Below are 23,195 nucleotides of genomic sequence, written 5' to 3' on the forward strand. Positions count from 1 at the left end.
GCTGTCCGTCGGGACGTTGATCACGTACGTTGATCAACAGGGCGCCAGCCGTAGGAGATCTCCTACGGCTGGCGCCCCTTTGCTGTGCCTGGTCGCGCGGCGGCGCGACGTCAGCCCGTGACGCGGCGCAGGAAGCGCTGCGTACGCGGGTCGGCCGCCCGCTCGAAGACGTCGGCCGCGGTGCCGCGCTCGGCCACGACGCCGGACTCGAGGAAGCACACCTGGTCGGCCACCTGGCGGGCGAACGACATCTCGTGCGTGGCCAGCACCATCGTCATGCCCTCGTCCTTGAGCTCGCGGACGACGTCGAGCACCTCGCCGACGAGCTCTGGGTCGAGCGCGCTGGTCACCTCGTCGAGCAGCAGCAGCTTGGGCCGCATGGCCAGGGCGCGGGCGATCGCGGCGCGCTGCTGCTGGCCGCCGGAGAGCCGGTCGGGGTAGTCCTTCGCCTTGTCGGCCAGCCCGAACCGCTCGAGGAGCCGGCGAGCCTCGGTCTCGGCCTCGGCGCGCCCGTTACGCCGCACCTTGCGCGGAGCGAGCGTGACGTTGTCGAGCACCGAGAGGTGCGGGAACAGGTTGTAGGCCTGGAACACGATGCCGATCTGCTGGCGCACCGAGTCGACGTCGACGCGCGGGTCGGAGATGTCGCTGCCCTCCAGCCACACCACGCCGTCGTCGACGACCTCGAGCAGGTTGACGCAGCGCAGCAGCGTCGACTTGCCCGACCCGCTCGCGCCGATGAGCGCGGTGACCGAGTGGGCCGGCACCTCGAGGTCGATGCCCCGCAGCACCTGGGTGGCGCCGAAGCTCTTGCGCACCTGCTCGAGGCGCAGGAGCGGCTCGCTCACAGGACGTTCCCGTGCACCGGCAGGCCGCCCGAGCGGGCCGCGACGTAGTCGGTGAGCCGCGTCATGGGGATCGTGAGGGCGACGAACACCAGCCCGGCGACCATGTAGGGCGTGAAGTTGAACGAGCGCCCGGTGATGATGGCTGCCGCCTGGATCGCGTCGGTCGCCCCGAGGATCGAGACCAGGCCCGAGTCCTTCTGCAGCGAGACGAGGTCGTTGAGCAGCGGGGGCACCACGCGCCGGACCGCCTGCGGCAGCACGACGTGGCGCATCGACTGGCCGTAGCTGAGCCCCAGCGACCGGGCAGCGGCCCGCTGCGAGGGGTGCACCGACTCGATGCCGGCCCGGAAGACCTCGGCGACGTAGGCGGAGTAGGTCAGCACCAGTGCGGCGCCGCCCCAGAACACCACGCTGTCGGTGACGCCCGTCAGCCGCAGCGCCGGCACCCCCAGGCCCAGCAGCAGCAGCACCAGCAGCAGCGGGATCCCGCGGAACAGGTCGGTGTAGACCGCCGCGAACAGCCGCAGCGGGAACGCGACCGGGCCACGCAGCGTACGCATCACCGCCAGCGTCAGCCCGAGCGCCAGGATGCACACCTCGCAGACCACCATGAGCCGCAGGTTGAGCCACAGCCCGCGCAGGACGTCGGGCAGCGCCTCCTTCGCGTAGTGGGCGCTGAGGAACGACTCGCGGAACGGCGGCCACCCCGGCGCGCTGGTGACCAGCGCCACCACGACCGCGAGCAGGACCAGCGTCGTCAGCGCGGCGACGGCCGTCGAGCGGCGCGAGCGCGCGCGCCGGTAGCGCTCGCGCTCGAGCTGGCGGGCGGAGGGGGTGTAGGCCTCGCTCACTCTCCGAACACCGGCGCGCCGACCGTCTTGGCGAGCCACTGCGACTGCAGGTCGGCGAGGGTGCCGTCGGTACGCAGCGAGTCGACCGCCGCGGTGACGCACGAGGTGAGCGCGCTGCCCTTCTCGAGCACCATGCCGAACTGCTCGCCGCCCGACTCGGCCGGGAACTGGCCCACGATCTTCGCGTCGGGGATCTCGGCCGCGGTGATGTAGAAGGCGGTGGGGAGGTCGACGGCGAGGCCGTCGATCTGGCCGTTCTTGAGCGCCGCCTTCGCGATGTCGTTGGTGCGGTAGGCCGCCACCTTGTGCGTGGGCTTCACGACGTCGGTCAGCGTCTGGTAGCTCGTGGTGCCGATCTGCCCGCCGAGCTTCGCGGACTTGAGCTGGGCGACCGTGGTGGCGCCGGCGATGGGGGAGTCCTTGCGCGCGATGACCGCCTGGGCGACGTCGTAGTAGCCCGAGCTGAAGTCGACGACCTTCTTGCGCTCGTCGGTGATCGACACCTGGTTGATGTCGACGTCGAACTTCTTGCGGCCCGGGGTGGCCACGCTGTTGAAGGGCGCGACGATCCACTTCACGTCGGTCTTGGCGAAGCCGAGGCGGTCGGCGACGGCGTAGGCGACCGCGGACTCGTAGCCCTGGCCGTTGCTCGGGTCGTCCTTGGCGAACCAGGGGTCGTAGGCCGGCTTGTCGGTGCCGACGGTCAGCGTGCCCTTGGTGCGGGTGGCGAGCGAGTCCTTGGTGCACGAGGCCGGCAGGGCGGCGGAGCTGTCGCTGGGTGCGGCGCTGGCGGCGCCCGTGTCGGCCGGCGAGGGGGAGGTGAGGACCGGCGAGGACGCGGCCGGAGCGCTCGAGGAGGACGGCGCTGTCGAGTCGTCCTTCTCCTGGGCGCAGGCGGTGACGGCCGAGGCGAGGGCGGCGATGGCGACGAGCGAGCGGAGCTTCATGCAGGGTTCCTCGAGGACGTGCGCGAGCGCGACGGGCGGTGCCCGCAGATTATCAAGGTCATCTTCCGAACCGGTCAGGAAGCGCGCAGGTGCGTTCCGCGTCGTCCGGCCCTGAGCCCGAGCCCGTAGGCTTGACCCTCGTGGCCGGCCCTGAGTTCTCCGACGAGCTGAAGTCCCTCGACGCGACCATGACCAGCGTGGAGAAGGTCCTCGACCTGCCCGCGCTGCGTGCGCAGGCCGCCGACCTCGAGGAGCAGTCCGGCGCGCCCGACCTCTGGAACGACCCCGAGGCGGCGCAGAAGGTCACCAGCAGGCTCTCCCACCTGCAGGGCAGCCTGCGCCGGGTCGAGGGCATCCGCTCGCGCATCGACGACCTCGCCGTGCTGTGGGAGCTCGCCGAGGGCGAGGAGGACCAGGACACCCGCGACGAGGCGCTCGCCGAGCTCGACAAGCTGAAGAAGGACGTCGAGGCGCTCGAGGTCCAGACCCTGCTCAACGGCGAGTACGACGCCCGCGAGGCCCTGGTCACGGTCCGGGCGGAGGCCGGGGGCGTGGACGCCGCCGACTTCACCGAGATGCTCATGCGGATGTACCTGCGCTGGGCCGAGCGACACGGCTACAAGACCGAGGTCTACGACACCTCCTACGCCGAGGAGGCGGGCATCAAGTCGGCGACCTTCAAGGTGGCCGCGCCCTACGCCTACGGCACCCTGTCGATCGAGCAGGGCACCCACCGGCTCGTCCGCATCTCGCCCTTCGACAACCAGGGCCGGCGCCAGACCAGCTTCGCCGGCGTCGAGGTGCTGCCCGTCGTCGAGTCCGACGACCACGTCGAGATCCCCGACGACGACATCCGCGTCGACGTCTTCCGGTCGAGCGGCCCCGGCGGCCAGGGCGTCAACACGACCGACTCGGCGGTGCGCATCACGCACCTGCCGACCGGCATCGTCGTCTCCTGCCAGAACGAGCGCTCGCAGATCCAGAACCGCGCCTCGGCGATGGCCGTCCTCCAGGCCAAGCTGCTCGAGCGGCGCCGCCAGGAGGAGCAGGCGCGCATGGACGCGCTCAAGGGCGACTCGTCCGGCTCGTGGGGCAACCAGATGCGCTCCTACGTGCTGCACCCCTACCAGATGGTCAAGGACCTGCGCACCGACTACGAGACCGGCAACACCCAGTCCGTGCTCGACGGCGAGATCGACGACTTCATCGAGGCCGGGATCCGCTGGCGCAAGAGCGCCTGATCCTGCTTGCGCGTCGCCTCGGCGGCGCGGGACGCTGCCCTCAGCGGGTCGGCGCGCCGCCGTCCCCACGGGGGTCGAGGGAGACCGCTATGGCGCGTGCCCGTGCAGTGGTGGTGGCTGCAGCGCTCGGCGCGGCCCTCGGCTCGGCCGGCCTCCTGCCGGCGCAGGCTGGCGAGCCTGCGACCAGGGTGCTCGGCGGCCCGGGGTTCGTCCCGGTCGCGGTGAACGCGCACCGTGTCGTGCTGGGGCGCGTCGAGCCGACGGGGGAGGCGCAGGTCGTCACCCGGGACGGCGGGCTGCGTACCCTGCGCGACCCCGCGGGCACCACCGGCTCGAGCGTGGCCGGGCTCGACGACTCGGGGACGGTCACCGGCGGCGCCACCGGTGCCGACGGCGCTCCTCGCGTGGTGCAGTGGCGGTCGCCCGACTACCAGCCTGAGCTGCTGGACCTCTCGCCGGGCGCCTGGTACGTCGCTGACGTCGACCGCGGCGGCCGGGTCCTGCTGCGCCGGGGCGACGACAGGTCGTACGTCTGGCGCGCCGGCTCGCTGGCGGCCGTCGCCGACCTCACGTCGGGCGCGCTGCAGCGCGCCACGCTGCTCGACCCCGCCGGGGACCTGGTGGACGCGCTGGCGACCCCGCCGGTGCTCTGGACCGGCGGCCGGGCCGTCGCCCTCGAGGCGCCGGCCGGACTGGCCGTGGCGGTGTCGGACGTGGAGGACGGGGCCGTCTACGGCACGGTGTCGGACTACGCCGCCGGAGGCATCCCCGCTCGTGCGGTGCGGTGGGACGCCTCCGGCCGGCTGCACCGGCTGCCGCTGCCAGCAGGGACCGGAGGCCCGGCGTACGCCTCTGTCACGGGCACGGCCGGCGCGCACGACCGCGCGGCGGGCACCGTCTGCAGGACGGCGACGGGTGCCTGCCTCGCGCTGACCTGGCGGCGCGACCGCCTGACCGTGGTCGGTCCGGGCACGGCGCGCGCGGTCGACGGCAAGGGCGGGGTGGTCGGCACGGCGCCGGTCGACGGCGGCGTACGCGGGGTGCTGTGGAAGCGGCACGCCTGACGCGCGACGGCTAGCCCACCAGCAGCAGGACCACCCACAGCGCCAGCAGGCCGGCGGCCACGGCCAGCAGGACGCTGCCGGAGGGGCCGCCACCCTCGGGCGGACCGGTGCGGTAGCCGCGGCACGTCGGGCAGCTGCCCTCGTCCGCCGGCCGGTTGCACGCCGCGCACACAGGGCGGAGCGCACCACGGTCGTACGCGTCGACCACGGCCGACCCCCTTCCCTCGCCCCAGTGCGGGCCTCGTGCTGGCTCTCGGCTCGTCCAACGCGCGGCTGGAGTCCAGGGTGCCCAGAACTCGGGCATCTCGCACCTAGACTGGCTGGCGTCGTCGGGGCCGCAGCGGCGACAACGCGTCGCCCGGCGCGCGTAGTCCCCGGCGTGCCGTGGCCCCGAGCACACCGTCCCCCGACGCAACGTCCCCGAGCAGATGGTCGACCTGTGATCCGCTTCGACTCCGTGACGATGACCTACCCGCGCACCGCCCGTCCCGCGCTTGCTGACGTCGACGTCGAGATCGTCAAGGGCGAGTTCGTCTTCCTCGTCGGCCCCTCCGGGTCGGGCAAGTCGACCTTCCTGCGCCTCGTGCTCAAGGAGGAGAAGGCGACCAAGGGCCAGGTCTTCGTCGCCGGGCGCGACGTCGGCCGCCTCTCGTCGTGGAAGGTGCCGGCGCTGCGCCGCCAGATCGGCGTCGTGTTCCAGGACTTCCGCCTGCTCCCGAACAAGACGGTCGAGCAGAACGTCGCGTTCGCGCTCGAGGTGATCGGCAAGCCGCGCGCGACCGTCAAGAGGGTCGTGCCCGAGGTGCTCGACCTGGTCGGCCTCGACGGCAAGGCGGGCCGCATGCCCGACGAGCTCTCCGGCGGCGAGCAGCAGCGCGTGGCCATCGCGCGCGCGTTCGTCAACCGGCCCACCATCCTGCTGGCCGACGAGCCGACCGGGAACCTCGACCCGGCCACGAGCGTCGGCATCATGAGGCTGCTCGACCGCATCAACCGCACCGGCACGACCGTCGTCATGGCCACCCACGACGACGACATCGTCGACCAGATGCGCAAGCGCGTCGTCGAACTGGACGAGGGCCGGGTGGTGCGCGACCAGTCGCGCGGCGTCTACGGCTACTCGCGCTGAGAAGGAGCTCCTGCCCGTGCGCCTGCGCGTCATCGCGTCCGACGTCCTCATCGGCCTGCGCCGCAACCTGACCATGACGATCTCGGTCGTCATCACGACCTGGATCGCGCTCGGCTTCTTCGCTGCCGGCCTGCTCTTCAGCCAGCAGGTCCACACGATGAAGGGCTACTGGTACGACAAGATCGAGGTCTCGGTCTACCTGTGCACCAAGGACGACGCCGACACCACCGCGGCGGGCTGCGCGTCGGGCGAGGTGACCGAGGCGCAGCGCGAGGGCATCCGCTCGGAGCTCCAGGCGATGCCCGAGGTGCAGACCGTCTACTACGAGTCGCGCGACCAGGCCTACAAGCGGTTCAAGGAGATCTACAAGGACCAGTCGATCAGCCAGGACGTCGACCCCTCGGCGCTGCCCGAGTCCTTCCGGGTCAAGCTGAAGAACCCCGAGCAGTTCGACGTGATCGCCTCGAGGTTCGAGAACCAGCCGGGCGTCTCGACCGTCGAGGACAGCCGCCAGGTGCTCGAGAAGTTCTTCACGATCCTGTCGCGGCTCCAGCTGGCCGCGTTCCTGGTGGCGGGCCTCACCGTGCTCTCGGCGGCCCTGCTGATCGCCAACACGATCCGCGTCGCAGCCTACGGGCGGCGGCGCGAGACCGGGATCATGCGGCTGGTCGGCGCGTCGAACTTCTACATCCAGCTGCCGTTCCTGCTCGAGGGGGCGCTCGCCGGCCTGCTCGGCGCGGGCCTGACCGTGGCCTCGATGGCCGCCTTCGAGAAGTTCATCATCCTCGACCAGGCCGCTGAGAAGATCCCCGCCGTGCCCTTCATCAACTGGGGTGACGTCTGGGCGACGGCTCCGTGGGTGGTCGCGCTCGGCGTCGGGCTGGCCTCCTTCGCCGCCCTGCTCACCCTGCGCCGCCACCTCCGCGTCTGACCCCGCCTGAGCCGTCATCGCGAGGGTGGGGAGAGCGGGTGGGGTCAGTCGGCGCTGCCGGAGAAGATCCCGCCCATGCCGAGCCCGGTCTTCTTGTCCCCGGCTCCGGCGTTCTTCTCCAGCGCCTTGGCCAGCCCGTCGAGCGTGAGCGACTGCAGGATCACCCGGCCGTTGCCCTCGACGGTGGCGAGCGACATGCCCTCGCCGCCGAACAGCGCGTTCATGGCGCCCTGGCGGTTCATCGCGCCGACCCGCTGCACGCCGTAGCGGATGCTCGAGTCCCACGCCACGATGCAGCCGGTGTCGACCCGGATGCGGCCCCCGTAGTCGGCCGGGTTGATGTCGATGAAGTCGCCCGCGCCCGCGATCAGCAGGGTGCCGACGCCGGTGAACTTCTCGAGCACGAACCCCTCGCCGCCCGACATGCCCTGGCGCAGCCCCGAGAAGGCGATGTCGAAGTTGACCCCCGCTTCGGCGGCGACGAAGGCGTCCTTCTCCGCGAACCAGGTGGTCGCCCCGTCGAGCTCCAGCGCGCGCATCTCGCCGGGGATGACGCCGGCCAGCCCGAGCAGCCCGTCGCCGCCGGTCGTGTGGAAGTGGGTGAAGGCGAACGACTCGCCGGCGAGCATGCGCTTGCCGGCGTCCATCGCGCCGCGCAGCAGCCCGCCGAAGGCGCCGCCGGCCCCCGCGGGAGCGGCGGCGGGCTGGCCGGGCGCGCTCGGCGCCGACAGCTTGGTCTCCATCACCACGTCGTCGGAGGCGAACAGGAACTTGCCCGCCTCGCTGTAGACGACCTGTCCGGGCTTGAGGTTGAGCACGGCGATCTTGGTGGTCGTGCCGACCAGGGTCACGTCGAGGGTCACGTCCTGATCCTCGCGCACCCCTGCCTCGGCGCGCCTGCGGGGCTGGGCGCCCGGGCGGTGGTGGACTAGCGACCGTGCGTCTGCGCCCCCTCCTGGTCACCCTCCTGCTCGCCGCGCTCACGTGCGGCCTGCTGGGGCCGGCGCAGGCAGACGACAAGCTGCACCAGCAGAAGCGCGCCGCCGACGAGGCAGCCGCCGCGCTGCGCAACTCGCTGGCCGACGTGCAGCAGGACGTGGCCGCCGCGGTCGTCGCGCAGAAGCAGGCCGCCGACCGGCTCGACGCCGCGCGCCAGCGCGAGAGCGCGGCCGAGTACGCGCTCGACACCGCCCGCCAGAAGGACGCGGCGCTCGCCGCCCGCCTCCACCTCGCCGAGGGCGAGCAGGCTCAGGCCGAGAAGGACGTCGCCGAGACGGCCAGCCAGCTCGACGCCGGCCGCCGCCAGGTCGGGTCTCTCGCGCGGCAGGCCTACACCAGCGGGCGCTCGGGAACCCTCGACGTCTTCCTCGACGCCACCAGCCCGCAGGACTTCGCCGACCGCATCCAGATGGTCCAGGGCGCGCTGCGCAGCCAGGGCTCGGTGGTCCGCCAGCTCAACGCGCTGCGGGCCGACCTGCGCTCGCGGCAGGCGGCCGTCACCGCCAAGAAGCAGCAGATCGCCGGTCTCAAGGCCCAGGCCGCGGCCAACGTCGTGGTCCGCGAGGACGCCGAGGCGGCCGCCGCGAGCGCGCGGCAGTCCGCCTCCTCGGCCTCCGCGGAGGCCGCGTCCGCCACGGCCACCCTCAAGGGCAAGGAGGCCGACGAGCGCGCCCGCCTCGCCGCCCAGGAGGCGGAGGGCCGGCGCCTCGCCGGGCTCATCCGCCAGCGGGCGATCGAGGCGGCCGCCCGCGAGCGGGCGCGCATCGCGGCGGAGGAGCGGGCAGCCGCCAAGAGGGCCGCCGCGGCCCGCGCGGCGGCCCAGGCGCGCGACAGCGCCGGCTCAGGGAGCTCGGGCGGCTCCAGCGGCTCCGACGACAGCGGCTCGAGCGGCGGGAGCTCGGGCGGCGGCACCACCACCATCGGCGGCGGCACCCTCTCGCGTCCCAACAGCGGGCCGATCACCTCGCCCTACGGCATGCGCCTGCACCCGGTGCTCCACGTCTGGAAGCTGCACGACGGCACCGACTTCGGCGCCGCCTGCGGCACCCCGATCCACGCGGCGGCCGACGGCACGGTGATCTGGGCTCAGAACCTCAACGGCTACGGCAACCAGCTCGCCATCGACCACGGCATCATCAACGGCGTACCTGTCGTCACCTCCTACAGCCACCAGGAGCGGTTCGCGGTCGGCGTCGGCACGCACGTGAGCCGCGGCCAGGTCATCGGCTACACCGGCCAGACCGGCTATGCCACCGGCTGCCACGTCCACTTCATGGTCTACGTGAACGGCGCCACCGTGAACCCCGTCGGCTGGCTCTAGCAGCGGCCGTGGCCCAGGCCCGCATCGGCATCTCCGGCTGGACCTACAAGCCGTGGCGCGGCGAGTTCTACCCCAAGGGGCTGCGCCAGAAGGACGAGCTGTCCTGGGCCTCGCGCCAGCTGACCTCGATCGAGGTCAACGGCTCGTTCTACGCGCTGCAGAAGCCGGAGTCCTACCGCGCGTGGGCGGCCGCGACCCCCGACGACTTCGTCTTCAGCGTGAAGGGCTCGCGCTTCATCACCCACATGAAGAAGCTGGCCGGCGTCGAGCAGGCGCTCACCACGTTCTTCGAGAGCGGGGTCTACGAGCTCGGACCCAAGCTCGGCCCGGTGCTCTGGCAGCTGCCGCCCAACCTCGGCTTCGACGCCGACCGGCTCAGCGCGTTCTTCGACCTGCTCCCGCGCACCGTGCCGGCGACCGGCGCGCCGCTGCGCCACGCGATGGAGGTGCGGCACGACTCGTTCAAGGTCCCGGCGTTCCCCGAGCTGCTCCGTCAGCACGAGATCGCACTGGTCACGGCCGACACGGCCGGCAAGTGGCCGTTCTTCGACGAGCTCACCGCCGACTTCGCCTACGCCCGGCTGCACGGCTCGGAGGAGCTCTACGTCAGCGGCTACGACCCGCCGGCGATCCGGGCGTGGGCGCAGCGCGTACGCGCGTGGCTGGGTGCCGGTCGCGACACGTTCGTCTACTTCGACAACGACGTGAAGGTGCGCGCGCCGTTCGACGCGAGGGCGCTCGCGGCCGAACTCGGTGTGGGTCCCGCGGCGCAGGCAGTAACCTCGTAGCCGTCATGGTGAAGGAGCAGGGGCGCAAGCTCATCGCGCAGAACAAGAAGGCGCGGCACGACTACACGATCGAGGACACCTACGAGGCCGGCATGGTCCTGACCGGCACCGAGGTGAAGGCGCTGCGTGCGGGCCGCGCCTCGCTCGTCGACGGCTTCGCCGAGCTGCGCCAGGGCGAGGCGTGGCTGCTCAACGTCCACATCCCGGAGTACTCCCAGGGGACCTGGACCAACCACGCGCCGCGCCGGCCCCGCAAGCTGCTGCTCCACAAGCTGGAGATCGACAAGCTGTTCGGCCAGACCCGCGACAAGGGCATGACGGTCGTCCCGCTCTCGCTCTACTTCAAGGACGGGCGGGCCAAGGTCGAGCTCGCGCTGGCCCGCGGCAAGCGCGACTACGACAAGCGCCAGGCGCTGCTCGAGAAGCAGAGCAAGCGCGAGGCTGACCGCGCGATGTCCGCGGCCCGTCGGCGCCAGCGCGCCGCCGTCTGAGCCCGCGCCGTCGTCAGCGCGTCAGCGTGATGCCGCGCAGCGTGGCCGCGACGGCGACGCCGTCCATCCCGTAGGGCGTGTCCTCGGCCTGCAGCATCGAGAGCGCGGTCCGCTGCTGCATCGAGCTCAGCCGCGAGAACGCCACGTCGTTGAGGCAGCGCATCACCTCGTCGACGTCGCCGCCGTTCTTGAGGAAGGTCACGACGCTGCGGCGCATGTGGGTCGGCCACCAGGAGTAGCGGGCGAGCGCTGCGGCGACCTCGAGGCCGTGCTCGACGCTGATGCCGGCGGTGATGAGCTCGAGCAGGATGTCGCGGTCGAAGCTCGCGCTGCGCAGAGCGGTCATCACCAGGTTGCGCACGTAGACCATGCCGAGCACCTCCTGAGCTGCCCAGCAGCCGAGCGCGAGGTCGCGGCCGCACAGCTCGACCACCGCGCCTGCGGCGGGCTCGATGTGCTCATCCTGCTGCACTCGCATGTGGGCGAGCGTCTTGGCCAGGCGCGAGGTGGCCGTGTCGGCCTCGTCGTCGAGGCGGGCGGCGACCTGCTCGGAGCGGGCGCCGCGCCAGGCCTCGGCCCGCGCCTTGACCGCGACCGTGACGGCGCGCTGGAGCAGCGGGCGCCGCACCTGGGCCGCGAGGTCGGCGCCCAGGCGCTCGACGACCGCCGCCCGCTCGGGAGCGGTGCCCAGCGCCAGCAGGGCCGACCAGTCCGCGGCGGAGAGGACGGGTTCCTCGTTCGTGTCGAGCTCGTCAGGTGTCACGACGATCCCATCGGCACCCGGGGCTCGACCCTGCTCACCCGATCGGGTGCACTGCCCGCTCGTCGAGCCACTCGAGCACCGCAGGGCCGCTGTGCTCGAGGCCCTTGTAGCCGGCGGTCGCCCCAGGCAGTCCGCGCAGCCACCCCGCGACCTGGGCGCACGCCGCCGGGTCGTCGGCGAGGACCGCCAGCGGGTCGACGAAGGTGCGGATGGTGAAGACGACCGCACCCGTACGCGGCAGCCGCCGCAGCGTCTGGCGCTCGGTCCGCAGCACGACCCCCTCGGGTACGCGTACGCCGCGGTGCCGCGCCGGCCCGGCCGGCTGGAACAGCGCCGGGTCGTCGAGCAGGCTGCCGTTGAGCCGCCAGAGGACGCGCCCGGGCGGCAGCCGGTCGAGCAGCTGGTCGACCGGCCCACGGATCGCCGGGTCGTAGCCGGGCACGGGGGAGTGGATCTCGCCGACCGCCTGCCCGAGCTTCTCGCGCAGCGACCACCGCGAGGGGAACGCGACGCAGGCGGCCACCAGCCGCAGGACGCCGTCGTCGCCGGGCAGGTGCAGGCAGAGGTCCTCGGGAACGAGGCGCGCGGCCAGCTCCAGGGGGTGGAGGCCGGCGGCGGGGGGCACCGCCGCGTACCGGTCGGGGAACGTGGCAACCAGGTGCGCCGACAGCACCTCGAGCAGTTCCGCCGAGGCCGCGCGGACGGCGTCCTCGCCAGGCCCGGGTGGACCGGTCAGCACGGCGAACGCGTCGTCGTGGTGGACGTCGAGGACCCGGCGCTTCTCGACGAGCTGGGCGTCGGTGTCCGGCCCGAGCTCGATCCAGGCGGCCGGGTCGAGCGTGCGCGTGCCGACCTTGTGCCGGTGCGGCCCCGGCTCGAAGGGCAGGTAGCGCGGCCTCGGCATGTGGACAACGCTACCGGCGGGTACGTTGGGGAGCCGATGGAGACGACCTCGCTGCTCGACGTGCGGCGCATCTACGCCGAGCCCGCCGCGGTCGCACTGCCGCGCGGACAGCAGGTGCTCTCGCGCTGGCCGGACGCCGAGGTCGTCGAGGTCGCCAGCCACTGGCAGATCCCCGAGCTGCACGGCGACGAGGCCAACGTGTCGCGCTGGGTGCGGATCAAGACCGAGTCGCTCGTGCTCGGCGTGAAGAAGTCGCTGGCGGCGCGGCCCAACGGGCGGTCGAGCGACTTCATCGCACCCTCGACCGCCAACGGCTGCGCGATGGCCTGCGCCTACTGCTACGTGCCCCGGCGCAAGGGCTACAGCAACCCGATCACGGTCTTCGCCAACATCGAGCAGATCACGCGATACCTCTCGCGCCACGTCGCCCGCCAGGGCGTCAAGACCACGCCTGACCAGGTGGACCCTTCGTCATGGGTCTACGACATCGGTGAGAGCTCGGACTGCTCGCTCGACGCGCGGGTGAGCGACAACGTGCGCGACCTGGTCGACCTGTTCGCCGGCCTGCCGACCGCGAAGGCGAGCTTCGCCACCAAGCACGTCAACCGCGACCTGCTCGACTGGGACCCGCAGGGCCGCACGCGGATCCGCTTCTCCCTCATGCCGGAGGCCACCAGCAAGCTGGTCGACATCCGCACCAGCAGCGTGGCCGAGCGCATCGCGGCGATCGACGACTTCGTCGAGGCCGGCTACGAGGTGCATGTCAACCTCAGCCCCGTCATCGTGCAGGAGGGCTGGCTGGAGGACTGGCGGACGCTGCTGCGCCAGCTCGACGCCGGCACCGGGCCACGCGCGAAGGAGCAGCTCGCCGCCGAGGTGATCTTCCTGACGCACAACGAGGCCCTGCACGAGGTCAACCTGGGCTGGCACCCCAAGGCCGAGGAGCTGCTCTGGCGCCCGGAGATCCAGGAGACCAAGCGCTCGCAGACCGGCGGGACGAACGTCCGCTACCGCACCGGCTGGAAGGGCACGTGGGTGCGCCGGCTGCTCGAGGTGGTCGAGCAGGAGACGCCCTGGTTGCACGTGCGTTACGCGTTCTGATTCTTCGCCCGCACCTCTTGCGCGGGTCTGTCCCGGGACGGTAGGACTCCGGGATGAGACTTCCCCGGACAGCCCTCCCCCTCGCGGGAGCGGTGGTGACAGCGCTGGCGGCGGCGACCCTCGCCTCACCAGCCACGGCGGCCTCGGCGTCCTCGACCAGGACGGCGAAGGCCACCCGCAAGGCTGCAGCAGCACGAGCAGCCCTCGACACCCGGCGCAGCGACGGCGCGCGGCTCGACAAGCTGCCGCTGGTCGAGCCCGACGGCACGCGCGTCACGGTGAGCACAGCCGGTTCGTCGGCCAGTGCTGCTGCGCGGAGCCGGAGCGCCAAGGCCTCCGCGGTGGCCGAGGTGCCGGTCGGCACGAACCGGTCGTGGCTCGCCCTCGACGACGTCAAGGGCGTCTACTACCGCAAGAACTTCGAGCTGATGGCGGTCGGCGACCACATCGAGGTGTGGGTGGCCAAGGGCACGCAGCCCGCCGAGGACCCCTCGACCGACACCCAGTTCCTGCCCGGGGACTGCCGCAACGACCGCACGCAGGTCACGACAGCGCAGGCGGAGTACCTCGCCGACCAGTTCGACAACCGGATGTACCCGAAGGAGTCGGCGGCCTTCAGCGTGCCGCCCTCGCGCGACGGCTCGACCGCTCTGGTGTCCGGAGACTTCACCGGGCCCGGCGACAAGATCGTGACGCTCGTCGACAACGTGCGAGACGACCAGTTCTACGACTTCAACAACAGCCAGGGCAACACCTACATCGCGGGCTTCTTCTCGTCGGCGCTCAACGCCTACACCGGGCGCAACGTCATGACGATCGACGCCTACGACTGGCTGCACCGCACCGGGGCCAACCCGCCGAACGACCCGGTGCCGGGCAACCTGTGCACCAGCGCCCCGGCGCGCCCCTACCTCTACGAGGGCACGTTCGCCCACGAGTACCAGCACCTGCTCGAGAGCTACGTCGACGGCGACGAGACGAGCTGGGTCAACGAGGGCCTGTCGGACTTCGCGCAGACGCTCGTCGGCTACGTCGACGCGACCAGGCCGATCACGCAGACCGGCTTCGACAACCACGTCCAGTGCTTCCTCGGCGCCTACCGCATCCAGACGCCGGCGAACCCGACCCCGCGCGACCAGTGCGGGCCGGAGAACAGCCTGACGAACTGGCAGGACCAGGGGGCGCAGGAGATCCTCGCCGACTACGGCGCGGCCTACACCTTCATGCTGTTCCTCTATGACCGCTACGGCACCTCGTTCATGAGCGCGCTGCACAAGGACCCGCTCAACGGGCTCGCCAGCATCACCGACACCCTGAAGAAGTTCCACAAGGGCGCCGACGCGACGGACGTGCTGCACCAGTGGGCGGTCATGGTCGCCCTGGACAAGGCGCTGTCCGGGTCGAGCAGCGCCTACGGCTCGCTCAAGCGCCGCTACACCACGCCGTCGCTCGACGCGGCGGTCTCGTGGGAGTCGCCGTACGCGTACAACACCCCGGGCGCGCCGGCCAACGGCTCCGACTACGTACGCCTGCGCGACGCCAGCGGCGCGTGGCTGCCGGCGAGCGCGGTCAAGGACATCACCTTCAGCGGCGCGAGGATGCTGGAGGCCGTGCCCGTGCAGTGGACCGTCGATACCGCCGCAGAGGGGCACGAGGGTGACGCCGCGCTCTACAGCGGGCACGACGACAGCCAGGACCGCGCGATCATCCGCTCGGTCGACGTGCCGGCGGACAACGCCACGCTGAGCTTCGACACCAGGTGGTCGATGGAGGACGGCTACGACTTCGCCGTCGTCCAGGTCTCGACCGACGGCGGCAAGACGTTCACCTCGCTGTCCAACGCCGACACCACCTCGGAGCAGACAGACACCACGCCGGTGATCCAGGCCAACCTCCCTGGCTTCAACGGCGACAGCGGCGGCTGGCGGTCGGAGTCCTTCGACCTCTCGGCCTACGCCGGGAAGAGCGTGCTGCTCTCCTTCCGCTACCTGACCGACTCCGGCACCAACTACGCCGGCTGGTGGGTCGACAACGTCAAGGTCGGCGGGACGCTCGTCTCCGACGGCAGCAGCCTGGCGGGTTGGCAGACGCCGACCCAGATCTCGCCGGTCCCGGTCCACGGGTTCACGGTGCAGGTCGTCGGCTACAGCTCGACCGGCGACAAGGTCGACGTGGTCGCGATGAAGCTGAAGAACGGCTTCACCGGCACGCTGCGCGGCGGGAAGATCCGGGCGCTGTTCGGGCGCACGGTCGACACGATCGCGGCCATCGTCACCTACGACGAGCCGACCGAGACCGTGACGCAGCAGGCGCGCTACAGCCTCACGGTCAACGGCGTGCTGCAGCCCGGAGGCTGATGGTGGTGGTCCGCGGGGCGCGGTCCGTGCGGACCACGACCGAGTAGTTCGTCCCGGCGCGCGGGAGGGTCAGCGAGAAGGCCCCCCGCGCGTCGGTGCGCGCGGTGGCGACCAGGCGGGTGCCGCGTACGAGCCGCACGACCGTGCCGCGCTTGACCGGCTTGACCGTGCCGCGGACCTTGAGGCCCGAGGCGTGGACCTGGACGGTCGGGGTGACGGCGACGGTGACGACCGAGCTGGTCGCGGCCGGCGTGCCGATGGTCACCAGGCGGTAGGCGGTGGCGGCGCTGACCGTCTGCGGGAAGCTGACGACGCCGAGCGAGCCGCTCCAGGCGGTCGCCACGCGGGCCCACGAGGACCCGACCTTGCGCTGCAGGTCGACGCGCGTACGCGGTCCGGCCGCTCCGTTGACCGTCAGCCGGCCGCTCAGCGTGACCCTGCCGCCCGCCTTCACGCTGGTCGGCGCGGCCGACAGCGAGAGGGCCGCGGTCGCCGCGGTGGGCGCCGGCGCAGTCGGGGTGGTGGGCGCGGTCGGTGCCGTCGGCGCGGGGCTCGTCGGCGCGGGGGCGGTGGTGACGGTGGTCGCGACCGTGGCGACGGCCGCACGGCCGTCCTGCTGGGTCAGGGTGGCGGTGACGGTGCCGCCGCTCGGGCAGGTCGCCCGCACGGTGGCAGCCGTCGGCGAGCTCGACTCGGTGCGCGCGTTCGCCGGCGTGCAGCCGCTGCCGCTCCAGTCGATGCGCCAGCCCTGGCCCGAGAGGACTCGCGGGGCGACCGTGACGGTGCCGCTCGCGGCGTCCCAGCTCCCGCCGCTGATCACCGGAGCGGGCGGGTCGTAGAGGAACGAGGAGTTCGCCGCGTTCCAGTTCTGCGCGAGCGCGCTGCCGGGGGCGGGGTTGGTGTTGAAGTAGTCGTCGCCGCCGCAGTCGAGCAGCTTCTCGTGGCTCGTCGGGCACGACTGGGTCATGACGACCCCGGGGCCGTCGACGTAGCACATGACGTCGGACTCGTCGGTGCAGTGGCCGGCCGCCGACACGTGCGGGGCGAAGCTCAGCACCGCGCCCAGCGTGTGGGTCAGCTCGTGCGCCTCGACGCTGTGGTCGCCGGCCGCCCAGCAGGGGGCGTCGACCCGGGCGTACTGCGCGTAGCCGCCGTTGTTGGCGTTGGACTGCGCGGCCGTGGTGTCGGTGTAGACGTTGGCGACGCCGCACAGGACGGTCGCGTCGGTGTAGAGCAGGTACTTGCGGTCGCCGCGGTTGTAGCCCTGCGCCGCGACCGCGCTGGTCAGCGAGGCGAACGACGCGGTCGCGCTCGGCGCGACGACGGCGTGGGCGACCGAGAGCTGGCAGCTGGCGTCGTGGACCCAGCGGATCTGGCGGCGCCCACCGTGCTCGGCGGCGCTGGCCAGGAAGACCGCGTCGACGCCGGCGGCGTACTGCCGCAGCGAGCCGACGACCGAGTCGTAGCGGTCGGCGCGGTCGCTCGCCACCACGTACACCGCCTGCACCCGGTTGCCGCTCACGCCGTCGTCGGAGCAGCCCGTGCTGATGCGGCTGCCGATTCCGGTGGTCGCGCCCGGGTCCGGCACCTCGTCGGCCGCGACCAGGAGGGCGTCGGTGCTGACCTGGTCGTGCACGTCGACGCCGGCGGGAGCCTCGTCGCCCTCGTAGCCCTCGGCGTTGCGCCCGTGCGCCTCGACGTCGCGCACGACCTGCACGGCCGCGTCGGTGCCGGCCCGCAGCGCGGCGTAGGACCCGGTGCCGTCCGCTGCCGCCGCTCCGGGCAGCCCGGAGACCGCCACGACGAGCGCAGCCACCCCCGCGACGCCGGTGACTGCGGTGGTGGCCAGACGGCGCAGGGGAGTGCTCACGAGTAGAGGTGTCGGCGCGTGCTTCGTCCGTTTTGTAGGGCCAAACCGGTGAACCTCGCCCCGGGCCCGCGATGTTGATCGGCCAGGGCGATCAACCTCGTGCGAGGCCCATGCAAGTCGGTCGGCCTGGCACGAGGTTGGTGGGCCCGGCCCGGCCGGACGTTGATCACGTACGTTGATCAACGTCGCACCAGCCGCAGCAACGCACGTACGGCTGGTGCCCCTTTGCTACGGCTCGTCCGCCGGGCGATCGTGATCGGCCAGGGCGATCAACCTCGTGCGAGGCCCATGCAATTCGATCGGCCTGGCACGAGGTTGGTGGGCCCGGCTCGGCCGGACGTTGATCACGTACGTTGATCAACGTCGCACCAGCCGCAACAACGCACGTACGGCTGGTGCCCCATTGCTGCGGCTCGTCCGCCGGGCGATCGTGATCGGCCAGGGCGATCAACCTCGTGCGAGGCCCATGCACGTTGCTCGGCCTGGCACGAGCTCGGTAGGCCTGGCTCGGGTGGGCCCCGAGCGTGCGCCCAGGGGTACGCCGGTGGCTCGCCGTCCGCGCACGGCCTCGTACGTCTGTGGCCGGCTCCCGAGGCGCCGCACCTGACGCGCGCACGCCGCACCGGGTAGACTCGACTCCGCGCAACAACTGCACAGGGGGTGACTGGTCTCGACTTCGTTCGTCGAGTCAGGGGAAGCGGGTCGAGGACGCTGGGATGATCTCGTTAACCATGCCTAGCAACCAATAGGTGCCAATACAAACAGCACCCAGGCTCAGCTCTCTCTCGCTGCCTAAGCAGAGAAGCTGACCTTGCAAGCCCGGAGATGCTCCCGCTCCGGATCCTTGCATCATCCAGGGAGCTCTACCGTCAAGCCCGGTCACGGGGTCTGACGGGACACTGAACAGTGGCTGGGCCCGTCAGCAGGTGTGCTCGTGCACCGGCTGGGGCCGAGAAAATCGCTTCACGAGATGCACCCGGAGAAGCCCTGGCACCACGGCGAAGGACCCGGGTTCGATTCCCGGCACCTCCACCGAGCAGCACCACCACGAAGGCCCGTCCCCGACCAGGGGGCGGGCCTTCGTGCGTTGAGGCTGCCCTTGCCAGGCATACCCCCCGGGGGTAACGTGGACCACGTGAGCGACACGACCCCGGGCTACGCCGGCTCCAAGGACGCGCACCTCAAGCGCCTCAGACGCATCGAGGGGCAGGTGCGCGGGCTGCAGCGCCAGGTCGAGTCCGACACCTACTGCATCGACGTGCTGACCCAGGTCAGCGCCGCGACCAAGGCGCTCGAGGCGTTCGCGCTGGCGCTGCTCGACGAGCACCTGCACCACTGCGTCACCGACGCGATCACCAAGGGCGGCGCCGAGGCGGAGCTCAAGGTCCAGGAGGCCTCCGCCGCCATCGCGCGCCTCGTCCGGTCCTGAGAAGCAGAGCAGAAGGAGAGCGACCATGAGCGAGACCACCACCGCGTACGCCGTCACCGGCATGACCTGCGGCCACTGCGTCAGCGCCGTTACCGCGGAGATCACCAAGCTGCCGGGGGTGACCGACGTGCACGTCGAGCTGGTGCCCGGCGCCGCCTCGACGGTCAACGTCCGCTCCACCGCGCCGCTCGACGCGGCCGCCGTCGCTGAAGCCGTCGACGAGGCGGGCTACGAGCTCGCCGGAGCCTGAGCCCAGCATGAGCACCTCGACGACGGGCACGGCCAGCACGCACACCGTCGAGCTGGAGATCGGCGGCATGACCTGCGCCTCCTGCGCCGCCCGGGTCGAGAAGAAGCTCAACCGGATGGACGGCGTGACCGCGACGGTGAACTACGCCACCGAGAAGGCGAAGGTCGAGTACGCCGACGGCATCGCGACCGACGACCTCCTGGCCACCGTCGTCGCCACCGGCTACACCGCGCGCCTGCCAGAGCCCCGCGAGGACGACGACCAGGACCGGTCGCAGCCGCTCCGCCGTCGCCTGGCGACCACGGCGGTCCTCACCCTGCCCGTCCTGGTCCTCTCGATGGTGCCGGCGTTCCAGTTCGACTACTGGCAGTGGGTGGTCCTCGCCCTGACCACACCCGTCGCGACCTGGGGGGCGTGGCCGTTCCACCGCGCCGGGCTGACCAACCTGCGCCACCGCGCCGCAACCATGGACACGCTGGTCTCCGTAGGCGTGAGCGCCGCCTACCTGTGGAGCCTGTGGGCGCTGTTCGTCGGCGACGCAGGGCGCACCGGCATGACGATGCCGTTCACCCTGCTGCCCAGCCGCGACCGCGGCGGCGACGAGATCTACCTCGAGGTCGCCTCCGCCGTCACGGTCTTCATCCTGGCCGGCCGCTATGCCGAGGCCCGGGCCAAGCGCCGCTCCGGTGCGGCCCTGCGCGCGCTGCTCGACCTGGGTGCCAAGGACGTCGCGGTGCTGCGCGGCGGGGGAGAGGTGCGCGTACCCGTCTCCGAACTGCACGTCGGCGACGAGTTCGTCGTCCGGCCGGGCGAGAAGCTCGCGACCGACGGCACGGTCACGAGCGGGACCTCCGCCGTCGACGCCTCGATGGTCACCGGCGAGGCGGTCCCGGTCGAGGTCGGCCCGGGTGACGCCGTCACCGGCGGCACGGTCAACGCAGGGGGACGCCTGGTCGTACGCGCCACCCGGGTCGGGGCCGACACGCAGCTCGCGCAGATGGCGCGGCTCGTGGAGGACGCGCAGAACGGCAAGGCCCAGGTGCAGCGGCTGGCCGACCGGGTCTCCGGCGTGTTCGTGCCCGTCGTGATCGTCCTGGCACTGGCGACGCTGGCCTTCTGGCTCGTCAACGGCGACCCCGCCACCACCGCGTTCACCGCTGCCGTCGCCGTCCTGATCATCGCCTGCCCGTGCGCGCTCGGGCTGGCGACGCCCACCGCGCTGATGGTCGGCACGGGCCGCGGCCCGCAGCTCGGCATCCTCATCAAGGGTCCCGAGGTCCTCGAGTCCACCCGCCGCGTCGACACCGTCGTGCTCGACAAGACCGGCACCGTCACGACGGGAGAGATGGCGCTGGCCGAGGTCGTCGCGGCTCCCGGCGAAGACCCAGGCGACGTCCTCCGACGAGCCGGCGCCCTCGAGCACGCCGCCGAGCACCCGATCGCCCGCGCCGTGGCGACGGCGGCCCGTGATGCGGCTGCTCTGCCGGAGGCGGAGGACTTCCGAGCCACACCTGGCCGCGGCGTCTCAGGCGTCGTCGACGGGCACGCCGTCGTCGTCGGCCGGCGGGCCTGGCTCGAGCAGGAGTGGGCCCAGCACGCACCCGCCGAGCTCCACGCCGCGGCCGACGAGGCGGAGGCCCAGGGCCGCACCCCCGTGTGGGTCGGCTGGGACGGCGCTGTGCGCGGCGTCCTCGTCGTCTCCGACACCGTGAAGCCGACCTCCGTAGAGGCGGTCCGCCGGCTGCGCGCCCTCGGCCTGCGCCCGGTGCTGCTGACCGGCGACAACGCGCGAGCCGCGAAGGCGGTCGCCGCCCAGGTCGGCATCGACGACGTGGTCGCGGAGGTGCTGCCGCAGGGCAAGGCCGCAGCCGTGCGCGACCTCCAGGCCGCCGGCCGCGTCGTCGCCATGGTGGGCGACGGCGTCAACGACGCCGCGGCGCTCGCCCAGGCCGACCTCGGGCTCTCGATGGGCACCGGCAGCGACGTCGCGATCGAGGCGTCGGACCTCACCCTCGTACGCGGTGACCTGACCGCCGCGCCCGACGCCATCCGCCTCGCCCGCCGCACCCTCGCCACCATCAAGGGCAACCTGTTCTGGGCGTTCGGCTACAACGTCGCCGCCATCCCGCTCGCCGCCGCCGGGCTGCTCAACCCGCTGCTCGCCGGCGCCGCCATGGCCCTCTCGAGCGTCTTCGTCGTCACCAACAGCCTGCGGCTGCGCCGCTTCACCTGACGAGCACAGCGGCGCGTCACACCAGCTCGCGGCCCTCAACCTCGGCCTCCTGCTGCGAGGCCTCGACGTGGTCGCGCACGACGGCCGGCGCCAGCCGCACGGACACGGCCAGGACGAAGATGACCACGCTGAAGACGGCGATCACCGGGAACGACCAGCCGAACGACAGCGTGCCCTGGCCGCCGCCATAGGGGCCGAGCCAGCTCAACAGGGCCAGGCCGGCCAGCCACGGGACGACCCACGTGGCGCCTGAGCGCCACTCGATCTCGCCGCTCACCTTGCCCAGCAGGTGGAAGACCGCGAGGACCACGAAGCCCAGCAGCACCGCGGCGAACAGCTTCCAGTCCGTCGTCCAGCCGGCCCAGAACACGATGAGGTTCGAGCAGTAGAACGCGAGCAGGCTCAGCGCGTCGCCGGCGGGGAGCCGGAAGGGGCGCTCGGCGTCCGGGAGCTGGCGACGCAGCGCGGACAGCACGAGCGGGCCCGACCCGAACGACAGGACCGTCGCCGAGGTGATGAAGCCGACCAGCTGCTGCCAGCTCGGGAACGGCAGGAAGACGATCAGTCCGACGACGAAGGACACGACCAGGCTGACCAGAGGTACGCCGTGGCTCGTCGTCGACGCCAGCGACTCGGGTGCGTTGCCGTTCTTGGCGGCGCCGTAGGAGATGCGCGCCGTCACGGTGGTGTAGATGAGCCCTGTGTCGGCGGGGGAGACGATCGCATCGATGTAGAGCAACGTCGCCAGCCAGCCGAGGCCGATCAGCGTGGCGATGGCCGCCAGGGGACCGAAGTCGTTGGTGAACTCCAGCTTCGCCCAGCCGTCGGACTTCGTGAGGTCCGAGGGGTTCACGGCCGCGATGAAGGCGACCTGCAGGGCGACGTAGATGAGACCGGTCAAGACCACCGAGCCGATGACGGCGATGGGTACGTTGCGGCGGGGGTTGCTCGTCTCGCCCGCCAGCTCGACGCCCTGCCGGAACCCGAGGTAGGAGAAGACGATGCCCGACGTCGCGATGGCGGTGAACACGCCCTGCCAGCCCTCGGGCCGGAACGAGTGGGAGGTGAAGTTGTCGCTGTGGAAGGCGGTGAACAGGAACGCCACCACGACGAGCGTGATGACACCGAGCTTCCACCACACCAGCACGTTGTTGATCTTCGCGAACCACCGGATGCCGAAGTAGTTGATGACCACGAAGACCGCCATGCCGACGACGGCCAGCAGGTAGCCCAGACCGGTCAGCGTGTGCACGATCTCGCCGTCGACGGTGTGCTTGGCGGTGAAGGGGCCGTACTTCGTCGCGTACTGCAGCGCGCCCTCGACCTCGATCGGCGCGACGGTGGCCGTCGCGACCCACGTGATCCACCCCGCGGTGTAGCTGGCGAAGGAGCCGAAGGCCAGGTGGGGGAAGCGGACCACGCCGCCGGAGATCGGGAACATGGTGCCGAGCTCGGCGTAGACGAGGGCGATGGTCAGGATCATCAGACCGCCCAGGGCCCAGGAGATGACCGCTGCCGGGCCGGCCTCGCGCGCGGCGTTCAGGGCCCCGAACAGCCAGCCCGACCCGATGATCGAGCCGACGCTCGCGAACAGCAGGCCGACGACGCCGACGTCCCGGCGCAGGCGAGGCGACCCGGTCGTGCTGCCGGGGCGGTCAGGGGCGTCCAGCGTCATCGC

Annotated in this window: 21 protein-coding genes and 1 other RNA gene; 13 read left to right on the top strand and 9 right to left on the bottom strand. The window is 72.0% G+C overall.

Features of this window, described 5'->3' with window-relative positions; genetic code table 11:
• Positions 1 to 110: 110 nt before the first annotated feature.
• The 3 genes from CLV35_RS14505 to CLV35_RS14515 are packed head-to-tail and all read right to left on the bottom strand — an operon-like array spanning position 111 to position 2,646.
• Positions 111 to 848: an amino acid ABC transporter ATP-binding protein gene (locus tag CLV35_RS14505; protein WP_121194193.1), complete on the bottom strand. Its 738-nt coding sequence runs from the start codon at positions 846 to 848 to the stop codon at positions 111 to 113.
• On the bottom strand, positions 845 to 1,699 hold the full coding sequence (locus CLV35_RS14510) for an amino acid ABC transporter permease (RefSeq protein WP_231121833.1): 855 nt from the start codon (positions 1,697 to 1,699) through the stop codon (positions 845 to 847). Before CLV35_RS14510 ends, CLV35_RS14505 begins: the two co-directional genes overlap by 4 nt.
• A complete protein-coding gene (locus tag CLV35_RS14515; protein WP_121194195.1) occupies positions 1,696 to 2,646 on the bottom strand; it encodes an ABC transporter substrate-binding protein in 951 nt (316 codons plus the stop codon). The genes CLV35_RS14510 and CLV35_RS14515 overlap by 4 nt, the downstream gene beginning before the upstream one ends.
• 140 nt (positions 2,647 to 2,786) lie before the next feature.
• Between CLV35_RS14515 and prfB the strand changes: the two genes are divergently transcribed.
• Positions 2,787 to 3,887: a peptide chain release factor 2 gene (gene prfB / locus CLV35_RS14520; protein ID WP_121194196.1), complete on the top strand. Its 1,101-nt coding sequence runs from the start codon at positions 2,787 to 2,789 to the stop codon at positions 3,885 to 3,887.
• A gap of 89 nt (positions 3,888 to 3,976) precedes the next feature.
• On the top strand, positions 3,977 to 4,951 hold the full coding sequence (locus CLV35_RS14525) for a hypothetical protein (RefSeq protein WP_147431982.1): 975 nt from the start codon (positions 3,977 to 3,979) through the stop codon (positions 4,949 to 4,951).
• 10 nt (positions 4,952 to 4,961) lie between these two features.
• On the opposite strand, the gene CLV35_RS14530 is transcribed toward CLV35_RS14525, so the two are convergent.
• Positions 4,962 to 5,159, bottom strand: coding sequence for a hypothetical protein (locus tag CLV35_RS14530; RefSeq protein ID WP_121194198.1), 198 nt, complete (start codon positions 5,157 to 5,159; stop codon positions 4,962 to 4,964).
• 231 nt (positions 5,160 to 5,390) lie between these two features.
• Here CLV35_RS14530 and ftsE point away from each other — a divergent pair, with 231 nt between their 5' ends.
• Positions 5,391 to 6,080, top strand: a complete 690-nt coding sequence (ftsE, locus tag CLV35_RS14535; protein WP_121194199.1) for a cell division ATP-binding protein FtsE — start codon at positions 5,391 to 5,393, stop codon at positions 6,078 to 6,080.
• Between the two features lie 16 nt (positions 6,081 to 6,096).
• Positions 6,097 to 7,011, top strand: a complete 915-nt coding sequence (ftsX, locus tag CLV35_RS14540) for a permease-like cell division protein FtsX (protein ID WP_121194200.1) — start codon at positions 6,097 to 6,099, stop codon at positions 7,009 to 7,011.
• A 44-nt stretch (positions 7,012 to 7,055) separates the two neighbouring features.
• Here ftsX and CLV35_RS14545 read toward each other — a convergent pair whose 3' ends face one another.
• Positions 7,056 to 7,874 (bottom strand): AIM24 family protein, encoded by an 819-nt coding sequence (locus CLV35_RS14545; RefSeq protein WP_121194201.1) that lies wholly within the window; start codon positions 7,872 to 7,874, stop codon positions 7,056 to 7,058.
• A gap of 74 nt (positions 7,875 to 7,948) precedes the next feature.
• Here CLV35_RS14545 and CLV35_RS14550 point away from each other — a divergent pair, with 74 nt between their 5' ends.
• Genes CLV35_RS14550 through smpB form a run of 3 tightly spaced genes read left to right on the top strand, consistent with a single transcriptional unit; the run spans position 7,949 to position 10,610 of the window.
• Positions 7,949 to 9,331, top strand: a complete 1,383-nt coding sequence (locus tag CLV35_RS14550) for a peptidoglycan DD-metalloendopeptidase family protein (RefSeq protein WP_121194202.1) — start codon at positions 7,949 to 7,951, stop codon at positions 9,329 to 9,331.
• 8 nt (positions 9,332 to 9,339) lie between these two features.
• Complete coding sequence (locus CLV35_RS14555) at positions 9,340 to 10,119, top strand: DUF72 domain-containing protein (RefSeq protein ID WP_121194203.1); 780 nt, start codon at positions 9,340 to 9,342, stop codon at positions 10,117 to 10,119.
• 5 nt (positions 10,120 to 10,124) lie between these two features.
• On the top strand, positions 10,125 to 10,610 hold the full coding sequence (gene smpB, locus CLV35_RS14560) for an SsrA-binding protein SmpB (protein WP_121194204.1): 486 nt from the start codon (positions 10,125 to 10,127) through the stop codon (positions 10,608 to 10,610).
• A 13-nt stretch (positions 10,611 to 10,623) separates the two neighbouring features.
• Here smpB and CLV35_RS14565 read toward each other — a convergent pair whose 3' ends face one another.
• A complete protein-coding gene (locus tag CLV35_RS14565; protein WP_121194205.1) occupies positions 10,624 to 11,373 on the bottom strand; it encodes a hypothetical protein in 750 nt (249 codons plus the stop codon).
• A 34-nt stretch (positions 11,374 to 11,407) separates the two neighbouring features.
• On the bottom strand, positions 11,408 to 12,277 hold the full coding sequence (locus CLV35_RS14570; protein ID WP_121194206.1) for a heme-dependent oxidative N-demethylase family protein: 870 nt from the start codon (positions 12,275 to 12,277) through the stop codon (positions 11,408 to 11,410).
• A 36-nt stretch (positions 12,278 to 12,313) separates the two neighbouring features.
• On the opposite strand from CLV35_RS14570, the gene CLV35_RS14575 reads away from it, so the two are divergent.
• Both CLV35_RS14575 and CLV35_RS14580 read left to right on the top strand, forming a co-directional pair.
• The gene (locus CLV35_RS14575; RefSeq protein ID WP_121194207.1) at positions 12,314 to 13,378 is read left to right on the top strand and encodes a spore photoproduct lyase family protein; all 1,065 of its coding nucleotides are present in this window, start codon (positions 12,314 to 12,316) and stop codon (positions 13,376 to 13,378) included.
• Between the two features lie 95 nt (positions 13,379 to 13,473).
• Entirely contained in the window at positions 13,474 to 15,735 is a 2,262-nt protein-coding gene (locus CLV35_RS14580) for a choice-of-anchor J domain-containing protein (protein ID WP_183061991.1), read from the top strand.
• On the opposite strand, the gene CLV35_RS14585 is transcribed toward CLV35_RS14580, so the two are convergent.
• Positions 15,707 to 17,605 carry a hypothetical protein gene (locus CLV35_RS14585; RefSeq protein ID WP_121194209.1) on the bottom strand — a complete coding sequence of 633 codons (1,899 nt, stop codon included), beginning with the start codon at positions 17,603 to 17,605 and terminating at the stop codon, positions 15,707 to 15,709. The genes CLV35_RS14580 and CLV35_RS14585 overlap by 29 nt on opposite strands.
• Before the next feature lie 656 nt (positions 17,606 to 18,261).
• On the opposite strand from CLV35_RS14585, the gene ssrA reads away from it, so the two are divergent.
• The 4 genes from ssrA to CLV35_RS14605 all read left to right on the top strand — a co-directional run bounded on the left by ssrA (position 18,262) and on the right by CLV35_RS14605 (position 21,517).
• Positions 18,262 to 18,640: a transfer-messenger RNA gene (gene ssrA, locus CLV35_RS14590) on the top strand.
• A 100-nt stretch (positions 18,641 to 18,740) separates the two neighbouring features.
• Entirely contained in the window at positions 18,741 to 19,034 is a 294-nt protein-coding gene (locus tag CLV35_RS14595) for a metal-sensitive transcriptional regulator (RefSeq protein WP_121194210.1), read from the top strand.
• Between the two features lie 25 nt (positions 19,035 to 19,059).
• Positions 19,060 to 19,284, top strand: coding sequence for a cation transporter (locus CLV35_RS14600; RefSeq protein ID WP_121194211.1), 225 nt, complete (start codon positions 19,060 to 19,062; stop codon positions 19,282 to 19,284).
• A 7-nt stretch (positions 19,285 to 19,291) separates the two neighbouring features.
• A complete protein-coding gene (locus CLV35_RS14605) occupies positions 19,292 to 21,517 on the top strand; it encodes a heavy metal translocating P-type ATPase (protein WP_121194212.1) in 2,226 nt (741 codons plus the stop codon).
• A gap of 16 nt (positions 21,518 to 21,533) precedes the next feature.
• Here the strand turns inward: CLV35_RS14605 and CLV35_RS14610 are convergent, their stop codons facing one another.
• Positions 21,534 to 23,192: an APC family permease gene (locus CLV35_RS14610; RefSeq protein ID WP_121194213.1), complete on the bottom strand. Its 1,659-nt coding sequence runs from the start codon at positions 23,190 to 23,192 to the stop codon at positions 21,534 to 21,536.
• Positions 23,193 to 23,195 lie beyond the last annotated feature (3 nt).

Source organism: Motilibacter peucedani (assembly GCF_003634695.1).
GTDB classification, from domain to species: domain Bacteria; phylum Actinomycetota; class Actinomycetes; order Motilibacterales; family Motilibacteraceae; genus Motilibacter; species Motilibacter peucedani.

Excerpts from the sequence above, each read along its gene's own strand:
- CLV35_RS14610 (WP_121194213.1), bottom strand. The coding sequence starts at position 23,192 with ATGACGCTGGACGCCCCTGACCGCCCCGGCAGCACGACCGGGTCGCCT.
- CLV35_RS14605 (WP_121194212.1), top strand. The coding sequence starts at position 19,292 with ATGAGCACCTCGACGACGGGCACGGCCAGCACGCACACCGTCGAGCTG.
- CLV35_RS14575 (WP_121194207.1), top strand. The coding sequence starts at position 12,314 with ATGGAGACGACCTCGCTGCTCGACGTGCGGCGCATCTACGCCGAGCCC.
- smpB (WP_121194204.1), top strand. The coding sequence starts at position 10,125 with ATGGTGAAGGAGCAGGGGCGCAAGCTCATCGCGCAGAACAAGAAGGCG.
- CLV35_RS14600 (WP_121194211.1), top strand. The coding sequence starts at position 19,060 with ATGAGCGAGACCACCACCGCGTACGCCGTCACCGGCATGACCTGCGGC.
- CLV35_RS14515 (WP_121194195.1), bottom strand. The coding sequence starts at position 2,646 with ATGAAGCTCCGCTCGCTCGTCGCCATCGCCGCCCTCGCCTCGGCCGTC.
- CLV35_RS14525 (WP_147431982.1), top strand. The coding sequence starts at position 3,977 with ATGGCGCGTGCCCGTGCAGTGGTGGTGGCTGCAGCGCTCGGCGCGGCC.
- CLV35_RS14570 (WP_121194206.1), bottom strand. The coding sequence starts at position 12,277 with ATGCCGAGGCCGCGCTACCTGCCCTTCGAGCCGGGGCCGCACCGGCAC.